Here is an 11,663-nt window from a genome sequence, read left to right on the forward strand (position 1 = left end):
CTGAGCCTGCTGCTGCTTGGCGGCGCCGCTGCGTGGGGAGCACACGTGGTATGGCGCTGGCTCGAGTCCCCTCTGCCCATTCCTGCCGATTCGGTGCTAGAGGTCGAGCCCGGTACCTCGCTCTCCGGGTTGGCGCAGCGCCTAGCGGAGCGCGGCTGGTTGACCCACCCACGCTGGTGGCGTGCGCTGGCGCGTTGGCAGGGAGACGCCACTCGAATTCAGGCGGGGCAGTACCGGCTCGATGGGGATCTCACCCCCTCAGGCCTCCTGGCCTTGCTCGTGAGCGGCGATGTCATCCAGTACCAGGTCACGCTGATCGAGGGGTGGACCGTGCGCGAAGCGGTCACGGCGATTCGCGAACATCCCCATGTGAAGGTGACGCCGGCGACCAGCAGCCCGGCGGCCATCGTGGAGGCCCTCGATCTTCCGGCGGACTGCACGGGGGACGCATGCGCCTGGGCGACCCTCGAGGGTCAGCTCTTTCCGGATACCTATCAATTCCCAGAGGGTAGTGAGGACGTCGCGCTGCTCGAGCGAGCGCATTCTAGACTGCGCGACGCGCTCAAAGCCGAGTGGGAATCACGCGATCCGCAGTTGCCTCTGGAGACCCCGATGGAATTGCTCGTGCTGGCCTCCATCGTGGAGAAGGAGACGGGCCTGGCACAGGAACGTGAGAAGATCGCCGGGGTGTTCGTGCGGCGCTTGCGCAAGCGTATGCGCCTGCAGAGTGACCCGACGGTGATCTATGGCGTGGGGGATGCTTACGCGGGCGATATCACCCGCGCTCATCTGCGCACGGATACGCCCTACAACACCTACACACGCGGTGGCCTGCCGCCAACGCCGATCGCCCTCACGGGGCGCGCCTCGCTACACGCTGCCGCTCACCCAGCGTCGGGCGATAGCCTGTACTTCGTGGCCACGGGGGCAGGGGACGGTAGCCATCAGTTCTCGGCCACCCTCGACGAGCACAACGCGGCCGTGCGGCGCTATCTTCAGCGTCAGCGGCAACGTGAGCAGCAGGAGCAGGCAGATGAGTAGTCACTCGGGCCGCGGTCAGCTGATCACCCTCGAAGGCATCGAGGGGGTTGGCAAGAGTACGCAGGTGTCCACCGTCACTGCCTGGCTGGAGGCGCAGGGGCTGACAGCGCTCGCCACCCGTGAGCCAGGTGGTACAGCCCGCGCCGAACGAATTCGCGAGGTGCTCCTCGACACGGAGGGGGACGAGTTGCCGCCCCTGGCCGAGTTGCTGCTCATGTTTGCGGCCCGGCAGACGCATATCAGCAACTTGATCCTGCCAGCCCTACGTCGCGGGGAGTGGGTGGTGTGCGATCGGTTCACGGATGCCACGCGCGCCTACCAGGGCGCGGGGCGTGGCCTCGATGACGTGCCAATCGAGACCTTGGCGAGTTGGGTGCACGGAGAGGAGTTGAGGGCGCCGGACTGCACGGTGCTGCTGGACGCGCCCGTGGACGTGGCCCTCGCTCGCGTGCGCACGCGCCGCGGACGTACGGATCGCTTCGAGCAGGAGGCCGCACCGTTCTTTGCCCGGGTGCGAGACCGCTATCTGGTGCTCGCCGAGCAGGAGCCAGACCGGTTCCTCGTGATCGACGCTGCCCAGGGTGGGCCCGACGCGGTGGCGGCACGCATTCGCGAGGCGCTCACCGCGCGCTACTCGGCGCAACTGGTGCACGGTGATGGCTAAGGCCCCGGTGACTTTGCGCGATGGTCGGGGACAGGCTGTGGTCTTGCCCTGGCTCGACGCACTCTTCGAGCGCCTGGTGGAGGCACGCTTCGCCCAGACCCTAGCCCACGCGTTGCTGCTGAGCGGTCCAGCAGGTGTGGGTAAGGATGCCCTGGCCCACGCCCTGGCCGATGCGTGGCTGTGCGAGGCCGAGGGGGTGCAAGCGAGCGAGCGCCCCTGCGGACGATGCCGCGGCTGCGGACTGACCGCGGTCGGTAACCACCCGGACCTGCATCGGCTCGTGCCAGCCGAGGGCAAAGCCACGATCTCCGTGGATCAGATACGGGAGCTCTCCGCAGAACTGGCCCTGAAGCCGCATGCCGGCGGCAGCCGGGTGGCGTTGATCACCCCGGCCGAAGGGATGACGGTCAGTGCACAGAATAGCCTATTGAAAACGTTGGAAGAGCCGCCGTCGGGAGCGGTGCTGGTGCTGATCACCCACCAACTGGATGCCTTGGCGCCAACCATCCGCAGCCGCTGCCAGCAGCTATCGGTGGCCGGGCCAGACCCCGCCCAGGCACAAGCCTGGCTCGCCGACCAAGGCGTGGAGCCAACGGCGAGTGCGGAGGCCTTGCAGCTCGCACGCCAATCGCCCCTGGCCGCGCTTCAGCTCGTCGAGGACGGGTTCGCCGAGCAGGCATCGAGCCTGGCGGAGGCCCTCGGTCAGATCGCCCTCGGCAGGGCGGAGCCGATCAACGTTGCCGGAGGCTGGGAGAAGCTCGACATGCAGCGGATCCTCGCCTGGTGGCAGGGCGCCCTGCATGCGATCGCCCGGGAGGGGTTGGCGAGCGGCGCGCAGGGGGCGGAGGAGGGCCCGGAGACGGCGACGAGCTACCGCGTGTTGGCCGCGCAGGGCGCGCGCTGGGTGGCCCCGAGTGACCTGTTCGAGTTCGCCGATCGCCTCGCGGAAGCCACCTTGACCCTGCGTGGTCAGGCCAACCCGAGGCTGCTCCTGGAGGGACTGTTGATCGACTGGGCACGCGTGACCCGTCCCGCACGTACGCGTCGTAAGCCCACATGATCGCGACTTCTCGGCGCGAGAGCGTGATCTAGCCACTTTGCCCACCGCAACACATCTGCCACTATTCAGAATATGGCCATAGCTCCCAACAAACCGGGTCTCCTGCGTCTGACGATCAAGGACACCAGCGCCTTGTATCTCGCCTATATGCCGTTCGTGAAGAATGGCGGGCTCTTCATCCCGACCAACAGCTCCTACCGCTTGGGCGATGAGGTCTTCATGCTGCTCACCCTCATGGATGAGCCGGAGAAGCTACCCGTAGCGGGCCGCGTGGTGTGGATGACGCCGAAGGGTTCGCAGGGTAAGCGAACGGCGGGGATCGGCGTTCAGTTCAGCGAGCAGGACCGCGGGGCTACGCAAGAGAAGATCGAGAACTATCTCGCCGGCAAGCTCACGGCCGATCGCCCGACGCACACGATGTAGCTGCTCAGCGCAGCCCCGCGACGCCGTCCTTCACGACGTACACGTCGAAGCCGCGCTCGGCGAGGAGGTAGGCGGCCGCGGTGGAACGCCCGCCGTCATCGCAGACCGCGATCAGCTTCTGCGCCGGATCCAACGACCGGGACTTCATGCGGATCATGAACAAGGGGATGGAGATCGCCCCTTCGAGCTGACTGTCCTCGGGCACCTCCGTCGGTAGCCGCACGTCCAGCCACTGGGCGTCCTTGGTCAGCACCATGCCCTGGGCTTGCTCGTAGTCGACGAACTTCAGCATGGGCTTGCACAGGAGCTCGAAGAAGTCGTCGTTGGACAGGCGCATCACGGCGCCGTCGGTGTTCATGGTGACCGATGCCGTGCGCTCGCGTCCCGACAGGAGTGCTTCCTCACCGAAGGTATCACCGGGGTTGAGCGTCGCGAGCACGAACCCACCGGTGCTGCTGTGGGGCGACGTTCGCGTCACTGATGCAGACCCTTCGATCACGAAGTAGAAGTAGTCGCCGGGGTCGCCCTGACGTACCAGCGTCTCGCCGGCAGACGTCGGGCGTCGCTCGAGTTTGAGAAAGAGCGCTTGAATGTTCCCCGGGGGAATCCGCTGAAAGAGCGCCGAGTGGAGCAGGGCGCTCATCCAGTCATCCCCGGCCCCATCCTCGCTATTGAGATCGCTCACCTCGTAGGAGCCGGTCTTGTCCCACGTGAGCATGATCTCGAGAAACTCGCTCTCCACCACGAGCAACTTGGTGTCCTTCTCCGCGCGCAGGCCGAGGCGGCGCGGCTTCATCGGGGCGAGTTCCGCCCTGGCCTCAGGACCGCCTTGTTCCACCGCGCGGACGCGACGGCCATCGTCGGTGTAGAGGCCGATGGAGCCGGTCAGCAGGAAGTAGGAGTGCTTGTCGTTGTCGCCGGAGCGGAAGGCCCACTCACCGCTCTTCAGCGAGATGCTCCGGGCGCGCTCCATGACCGCTTTGAGGTTGTCATTGCGCAAGCCTTCGAAGGGCGAGAGGCGACGTACGTCGGCCATGGTGACGCCGCCGCTCAGGGCGGAGCCGATCTGCGAGTCGGAACGGGTCACAGCGCTTGCCATTGCACTCATTCTACACTACCTAGCAAGCACCCAAGGGTGCTTGCCCCGGCGAACGGTTGTCGTCGCGCTCCGCGCTGTTGCTGCCCTTGTGCCGTAAACCCGTTGATTTCCATGGCCCTCGCCTTAATGAGGAAGGCGCTAGGTGAGGTTTCCGCCCTAGCGCAAGGTCCGCCCCTGGGGAGTTATAGCGCCATTCGGCGCGCTCCACCCGCACGCGGATCCGACCAGCAGCCTACCCGCGATATGTTCGACTACGCAGAGTAGCAGCGGGTTGCAGCATTACCCGGTACATCGTTCACATTTCATGATCGTTCACGTCGGCTGCGTCGCTCGGCACGGGCCGCGGCCGACGATCCTCGCCCACGTGCACGTAGGTGATACACGCCGTCGCCACCTGCAGTGGCAGAGCGTCGTGTCGACCAGGACGATCTACGCGGATATCGATGGCGACGCGCAAGGAACTGGTCCCCACCTCGGCCACGTGGGCGTAGCAAGAGACCACATCGCCCACGTACACCGGCTGCAGGAAGCGGAACTCGTTCACGGAGACGGTCACCACTTTGCCGCCGGCTCGCTGGTAGGCGAGGATCGCGCCAGCGAGGTCAGCGTGGGACATGAGCCATCCCCCGAAGATGTCGCCAAGCCAGTTAGCGTCGCGCGGCATCGCCATCGTGCGCGCGGTGGCGACGCCTTTTGGGGGAGCGTCCTCAGCTGCGTACATCTCGCTCATGGGGCTGCTCGCAAACGATCCCAACCGTCATCGGGGGCGAAGCGCTGTCCGTGGCGCTCACTCAGTGCCGTCAGTTCGGCAACGATCGTATCGATACCCCGTCGCCGCGAATGGTGGATGGGACCACCGGTGAAGGGCGCAAAACCCGTGCCGAAGATGATGCCCGCGTCCAATAGTTCCGGGTCTTCGATCACCCCTTCGCGCAGGCACCTAACCGACTCGTTGAGCATGGGCAGGATCAGACGTTGGGCGAGTTCGCGTTCCTTGCCGTCGTCCTGCGAAGGCCCCAGCACCGGTTTTCCCCGGCGCCATTGATAGAACCCTTCGCCTGTCTTGCGCCCGAGCTTGCCGTCCGCGACCATGCGTTGGAGCTTCTCGGGCACCTCCAGACCGAACTCTTCGGCGAACACGCCGGACACCAGCAGGCAGACATCGAGGCCAATAGTGTCGGCGAGCTCCACGGGGCCTACCGGCATGCCGAAGGCCTTTGCCGCGCGGTCTATCGATGACAGGGCGACGCCTTCCTCGATAGCGGTGAACGCTTCCATCAGGTAGGGCATCAGCACCCGGTTGACCACGAAGCCGGGTGCACTCGCGCAGGGCAACGGCAACTTGCCGATCTGCTTGACCAGGGCGCAGCCGCGCTGCAACGCGCCCGCATCCGCTCCAGGCGCCGCGATCACCTCGACCAGGGGCAATTTGGCGACGGGATTGAAAAAGTGCAGGCCGATCAGGCGTTGCGGCTGTTCCAGCGCTTCGCGAATGCGTTCGAGGCGGATGCTCGAGGTATTGGTCGCTAGCACCGCGTCAGGTCTCGCCTTGGCTTCCACCTGCGCGAAGAGCTCCCGCTTGGCGTCGAGATTCTCGTAGATCGCCTCGATGATGATGTCGGCACTGGCCACGCCGTTGCCCTGGGGGTCGGGAAGCAGACGATCGTAGGCAGCTGTAATCGCTCTGGGCTCCCGCAGGCGGCGCTTGAATAGACGGCCCGCGCGCTCGAAGGCGGGTGCCAGGTACTTCGCTTTGCGGTCTTGCAGGGTGACCGTGAGGCCGCGCATCGCGCACCAGGCGGCGATGTCGCCGCCCATCAGGCCGGCGCCGATCACGTGGACATGCTGCGCGCGGGGGGCTTTGCGTGGCGCCAAGGCTTTGAGGCGATCTTGCAAGCCGAACACGCGTACCAGGTTGCGAGAGGTGCACGAGCACATGAGTTCGGCGATGGAGCGCGCCTCGGCCTCGAGGAAGGTGCCGTGGCTGGAGTCGCCGTGGCGTTGCCACAGGTCGATGATCGCGTAGGGGGCTGGGTAGTGCGCTTGGCGAGCCTGCTGTGCCACCTGGCGGCGCAGTTGCCGCGCCAGCAGACCACGCGTGAAGGGCGTATCGAGCAATGTCTGGGTGACGGGACGCTGGCGCGGCGCGGGCGGCGCGAGGGCCAGGCGTCGGGCGGCGCGCAGGAGATGGCGGGCCGGTACGACCTGGTCGACCAGGCCGATGCGCTTCGCCTCGCGTGAACGGACGTTGCGACCTGTCAGCATCATGCTCATGGCGGGCACCGGGCCCAGCTGTCGGATGCTCCGTACGGTGCCGCCAAACCCCGGGTGTATGCCGAGCTTCACCTCGGGCAGGCCGAGGGTGGCGGCGGGGTCATCGACCATGACCCGGTAGCGGCAGGCCAGTGCGAGCTCCAGTCCACCGCCGAGGGCGAAGCCGTTGATCGCCGCCACGGTGGGGCAGGGCAGCTCAGCGATCTGTTCGATGATCAGCTGGCCTCGGCGGATCAGCGTGTAGGCCTCGTCGGCGTCGGACAAGCGCTCGAACTCGGTGATGTCAGCGCCCGCGATGAAACCACGTTTCGCGGAACAGAAGATGACCGCCTTAGGCGAGCGACGCGCCACCGTGTGCAGCAACGCCTCCAGCTCCCCCAGCACGAGGCTCGACAGCACATTCGTGCTACTGCGTGCGCGATCGAGGGTGAGGCACCACAGGCCCTCATCGTCGCACTCGATGCGCCAGTGTTCGGTGGTGGGAAAGCTATCGTCGAGAGGCTGGCTATCGCCCGCGTCGGCCGTGATGGCAGCACTGCTGGGTGAGCTCATATGAGGGCTTCCGAACTGTTGCCGTTGATAGGTATGGCGGCCGGCGCTAGGCCGGTCGCTCCAGGAGCATGGCACCGCCTTGTCCGCCGCCGATGCATAGGGTGGCAAGGGCGCGCCGCCCCCCGCTGCGCTTGAGGATCTCCAGGGCGTGCAGGACGATTCGCGCCCCGCTCGCCCCCACCGGATGGCCCAAGCTGATCGCGCCGCCGTCCACGTTCAGGCGATGGGCTGCCAGGGGCCCAAATGCTGCTTCGAGGCCGAGGTGTGCCTTGCAGTAGTCCGCATCTTGCCAGGCCGCGACGCACGCCAGCACCTGCCCGGCGAAGGCTTCGTTCAGCTCCACCGTATCGATGTCGGTGAGCGACAGTCCCTGGCGTTGCAGGATGGGGGTGGACGCGTGCACGGGCCCAAGGCCCATCTCCGACGGGTCGAGGGCGGCCCATTCCACATCCACCAGCTTACCGATCACGGGAAGATCGAAGCGCTCTACAGCGTCTTCGGAGGCGAGCAGGAGCAGGGCCGCGCCGTCGGTGATCTGTGAGCTGTTGCCGGCCGTCACCAGCCCCACGGAACGGTCGAAGAAGGGGCGCAGGCGCGCCAGCTTCTCGGCGCTCGAATCGCGACGCAGGCCATCGTCAGCGTCGTGCAGGCGACCTTCGCCGTCGAACAGCGGTGTCACCTCGTACATCCTGCCATCGTCGTACGCCTGGGCCAGGCGCTGATGACTTCTGACCGCGTAGGCATCCATGGCCGCGCGGGTGATGTCGAAGCGGTGGGAGATCACCTCGCAGGTCTGCCCCATATTGAGTCCCACGATGGGATCCGTGAGGCCACGTACCAAGCTCAACACCGGCGTCAGGTGCTTGGGTCGCAAACGCGCGAGGGTGCTCAGTTTGGGGAGCGGCGTACGGGCCTGGCTCAGGGCGGCCAGCCAATTCACGGCCTCGTCGTTGAGCAGGACGGGGGCTCGGCTCATCGCCTCCGTGCCGCCGGCGAGCACCAGCTCCGAGCGTCCGAGGGCGATGTCCTTGGCGGCACTGTCGAGGGCCTGCATGGCTGATGCGCAGTTGCGCATCACGGTGTACGCCGGCACACGCTCGCCGCAACCCAGGCGCAGGGCGATGACCCTGGCGATGTTGGCTTCGTCGGGCGAGGGCATCGCGCAGCCGATGACGAGCTCGTCGACATCTTCGGGGGAGATCCGCAAGCGAGCGAGCAGCTGGCGGCCTGCCTGCACCGCCAGGTCCGACGCGGCAAAGGCACCGGGCTTTCCACGGGCTTTCAGGAAGGGGGTGCGCAAACCGTCGACGAAGTAGACCGGACGGCCACTCAAGGCAGTCGTGGCGATGGTGTGCCTCCTTGTGGGGGCTGATGCTGTGAGCGTGGATCAAGGGGGTGCGCCAGACGGCGCGGGCAGTGTGCCCAGACGAGAAGTGTAGCGCAGCTGGCGCGTGGCGCTCTGCGGGAGACGCTAGTCGCCCAGGCGGAAGGCAAGCCGCGTACGCACCCGCTGCGACAGGGGACGCCCGAGGTAAGTGCGCGGCTCGAGCTGCCACTGGCGAATCGCCGTCAGCGCTGCGTCGCGAAAGTTTGCGGTGCGCGCGGAGTCGAGTACCACGATGTCCGTGATGCTGCCGTCCTCCTGCACCAGAAACTCCACATCGACCCAGCCCTCGGCCCCGCGCTGGCGGGCAACGGTGGGGTAGCGAGGGGGTACGTAGTTGGCAAACTCGAATTCGTTGAGGTTGGCGATCCGTTCGCTTTCCGCGGCGTGCCGCGCGGCGGCGACTTGGTCCCGCAAGGTGGGCAGGCGTTGATCGTGTTCATTGACCATCGCCGCTTCGGTGATCCAGCCCTCTGCGGAATCGAAATCACCGCCCTCGATACGCTGGGCAACGCCATCGATGAGCTTGTTGAGGTAGGCGCCACGCAGGCGCGCCATCGCGACGGGGTCGGCCTCGAGGTAGTCGAGCTCGGCGATAAGCTGCTTGGCGTTCTCCCATTCGGGCGATAGCAAGCGATCCTCCTCGATCGCCCCGCGCGCGGACGCCAATAGCTGACCCATGCGGGTCTGAAGGGCACGCTCGCGTTCAGACTGCGCCTGCGCCTCCACCCGCGCGGCTTCGGCCTGGAGGATAGCAGCCTCGTTGGCGGTTGCCTCAGCAGCGGCGGCTGTCACGGCGGCTGCACGCAGGTTCCCCAACTCGTCCCAGGCGTTTTGCAGTCCGTCCTCGCTTGGGCCCGGGATCGCCTCCGCCCGCGACAGCATGTCGCTCGCCACATCGAAGTTGCCGGAGCGCGAGAGAATCTCGGCGGTGTTGATCAGGCGCGACCGCTCAGCTTGCAGTTGCTGCTCTACCAGTGCCACGAGGCGATGACCGGGGCGCAGTGACTTGGCGGCAGCGAGCTGGTTGATCGCGGTTTGTACCTGCTCCTCCGCCAGAGCGCCCGTCGCGCGCTCGAGCACGATTTCGGCGAGTCGGTCGAGCCCGAGATTCGCTTGCACGTGTTCCGGGGCGAGCGCCAGCACGGACTCGTAGTAGCCGCGAGCGTTTTGCTCGGGGGGCGAGAAGTACTGCTCGGCGGCCATGGCGAGGTTCGCGTTGTCCAATAGCCGATCGATATCCTTAGCCAGCGTGGCATCATCGCCCTCACTGGCCGGCAGGGCTTCCCCATCGACGGTGACCGCGTTCGCGACGCGCACCAGGGCGTCGGCCTCCGCCGAGGCCATGCCGAAGGCGCCGCCCGCAAACCACGCGGCAGCCGTGCCGACACCGACGAGGGCGGCGACCTGAAGCAGCAGGATGCTGGGTTGGCGCGAAAGCAAGGGCATGGTGGCTATCTCCGGCGGCTAGGTCAGAGCTCTCAGTCGTCGTGGGCACCGGTCAGGAACCGGCTCACGCGCCGTAGGCGGTCGCTCAGCAAGGCGCCAGTGCTTTGCGTCGAAGCGGCCGCGCTCGGCAGGCCCCGCGCCTGCGCCACAGGCGGATCCACCACCACCGGCGGCACGGCGAGCGCCGCATCGAGCAGCTCAGTCTCGTAAGTGGCCACCGCGTGCGCCCAGCTGAGAGCGCCGAACAGCTGCTGGGGTGTGGGCAGAGCGTAGAGCAAGCTGATGATACCGGGCACGCGAGCGGGGAGTTCGAACAGGGCGGCACACTCGGACACTTCCGCGAACACGAGAATACTCAGCTCCGGCGCCGCGCCCAGCAGGGTGCGTGCGGTGCGTTCCACCGCTCGTGCCGAGCGCCCTCGACCGTCGACCAGGGCGACCGCGCAACAGGAGCTGCAGATGGCGTTCAAGGCCGCGTCCGGCGACGCCGCATCCACCACGACGTGGACGCGTTCGAGGGCGCGTCGTAGCTCGGCGCGCGTGATGGCATCGTCCGAGAGCAGCAGCACTTCGGTAGGCACCACCGGGGCGGTGGTCGACGCCCGCGGCGCCGCAGGCGGCTGCGGAGGCATCGCTGCGCCCGGCAGCGCCTCGCCGACGCCACCGATAGGGCCGGCCAGAGGGGCGTCCGGGAGCACGCTGTGACCGCCCGAGTCGGCGGCGAGCGAGGCGCTCACCTGCACCGCCGGAGAGGTGTTCTCCTCCGTCGCGTGCGGCGGGCGGGTCGACTTATCGTGGAGCATGCTGGCGAAGACCCGTTGCGTGTCGGTCGGGTCGTCGTAGGCGTCCTCTTCCACGGTGATCCCGTGGGCGCTCCAGACGCGGGTGCTGATCGGGCGACTGTGTTCGTCCGTGCTCTCACCGGGTGCGGGAGCAACGTCAGTATCGTCGATGGTGCTCGAGGCTGTGTCCGGCGTGGCGAATGGTGCTGATAGGCCGCCCTCGGAGGAGGGCGTCGACGCGTCCGTCATCGCAGCGGGGGAGGCCTCGGTGTTCGCCGGAATCGCATCGACGTCGGCAAGGGGGACACTTCCGGTGACACTCGCCGAGTCGATCGACCGGGGCGTGCCGCCAAAGGTGTGCTCGGCGCCATCCAAGGTGCGGTGCAGGCCAGAATCGTCGTCGCTCAGCGTCAGCACCGGACGGGTCCCGTCCTTGTCTTCGCGAAGGATGTCGTTAGCGGCGCTATCAGGCTGGGCGGCGCTGGCGGCGGCGCGCACCAGGGCACTGGCACGTCCGACGCGTGCGGTGCGCCCGGCCTGAGCGATGGTCGCCCTCAGCACATCGGGGGCGCACGGCTTGGAGAGCACGCGAAAGAGCTGGGCGCGGCGAATGGTGGCCGCGTCGTAGGGTTGCTCCCCAGCACCGACCAGCAGGATTCTGGCGGCTTCGGGCGCGCGCAGGCGAACCCAATGCAGCAGATCGAGGCCGTTGGTGTCAGGTAGGCGATCGTCCGCAACCACGACGTCCACCGGCGTCTCGTCCAAGGCCTGGAGTGCCTCGTGCACATGGGTGGCTGCAACAACATCGTGGTCGTGGCGGAACATCGCACGCAGGCTGTTCAGTACGCGCCGGTCGGCGTCGACGAAGAGCAACTTCAATCGCGAGGCTGACTCGAGTCGATCTTCGTGATTCATGCCTGCATGGGTCCGTGTCT

10 protein-coding genes are annotated in these 11,663 nt (G+C 67.0%); 4 read left to right on the plus strand and 6 right to left on the minus strand.

The features are described from left to right. The 4 genes from mltG to AAF184_08275 all read left to right on the plus strand — a co-directional run. Window positions 1-1,041, plus strand: a 1,041-nt coding sequence (mltG, locus tag AAF184_08260) for an endolytic transglycosylase MltG (GenBank protein MEO0422312.1), incomplete at its 5' end; no start/stop codon positions are given. Beyond that, window positions 1,034-1,705: a dTMP kinase gene (tmk, locus tag AAF184_08265; GenBank protein ID MEO0422313.1), complete on the plus strand. Its 672-nt coding sequence runs from the start codon at window positions 1,034-1,036 to the stop codon at window positions 1,703-1,705. The genes mltG and tmk, both read left to right, overlap by 8 nt. Beyond that, complete coding sequence (holB, locus tag AAF184_08270) at window positions 1,698-2,765, plus strand: DNA polymerase III subunit delta' (GenBank protein MEO0422314.1); 1,068 nt, start codon at window positions 1,698-1,700, stop codon at window positions 2,763-2,765. The genes tmk and holB overlap by 8 nt, the downstream gene beginning before the upstream one ends. 72 nt (window positions 2,766-2,837) lie before the next feature. Beyond that, complete coding sequence (locus AAF184_08275) at window positions 2,838-3,188, plus strand: PilZ domain-containing protein (protein MEO0422315.1); 351 nt, start codon at window positions 2,838-2,840, stop codon at window positions 3,186-3,188. Window positions 3,189-3,192: 4 nt separating this feature from the next. Here AAF184_08275 and AAF184_08280 read toward each other — a convergent pair whose 3' ends face one another. The 6 genes from AAF184_08280 to AAF184_08305 form a co-directional block, all read right to left on the minus strand. Next, complete coding sequence (locus tag AAF184_08280) at window positions 3,193-4,287, minus strand: cyclic nucleotide-binding domain-containing protein (protein ID MEO0422316.1); 1,095 nt, start codon at window positions 4,285-4,287, stop codon at window positions 3,193-3,195. 295 nt (window positions 4,288-4,582) lie between these two features. Continuing rightward, window positions 4,583-5,017, minus strand: coding sequence for an acyl-CoA thioesterase (locus tag AAF184_08285; GenBank protein ID MEO0422317.1), 435 nt, complete (start codon window positions 5,015-5,017; stop codon window positions 4,583-4,585). Continuing rightward, window positions 5,014-7,113: a 3-hydroxyacyl-CoA dehydrogenase NAD-binding domain-containing protein gene (locus tag AAF184_08290; GenBank protein ID MEO0422318.1), complete on the minus strand. Its 2,100-nt coding sequence runs from the start codon at window positions 7,111-7,113 to the stop codon at window positions 5,014-5,016. Before AAF184_08290 ends, AAF184_08285 begins: the two co-directional genes overlap by 4 nt. Window positions 7,114-7,159: 46 nt before the next feature. Beyond that, window positions 7,160-8,446, minus strand: a complete 1,287-nt coding sequence (locus tag AAF184_08295) for an acetyl-CoA C-acetyltransferase (GenBank protein ID MEO0422319.1) — start codon at window positions 8,444-8,446, stop codon at window positions 7,160-7,162. Between the two features lie 138 nt (window positions 8,447-8,584). Next, window positions 8,585-9,946: an energy transducer TonB gene (locus AAF184_08300; protein ID MEO0422320.1), complete on the minus strand. Its 1,362-nt coding sequence runs from the start codon at window positions 9,944-9,946 to the stop codon at window positions 8,585-8,587. Between the two features lie 32 nt (window positions 9,947-9,978). Next, entirely contained in the window at window positions 9,979-11,643 is a 1,665-nt protein-coding gene (locus AAF184_08305; GenBank protein MEO0422321.1) for a response regulator, read from the minus strand. Between the last annotated feature and the right edge of the window lie 20 nt (window positions 11,644-11,663).

It is taken from the genome of Pseudomonadota bacterium (genome assembly GCA_039815145.1).
Taxonomy (GTDB): domain Bacteria; phylum Pseudomonadota; class Gammaproteobacteria; order Steroidobacterales; family JBCBZW01; genus JBCBZW01.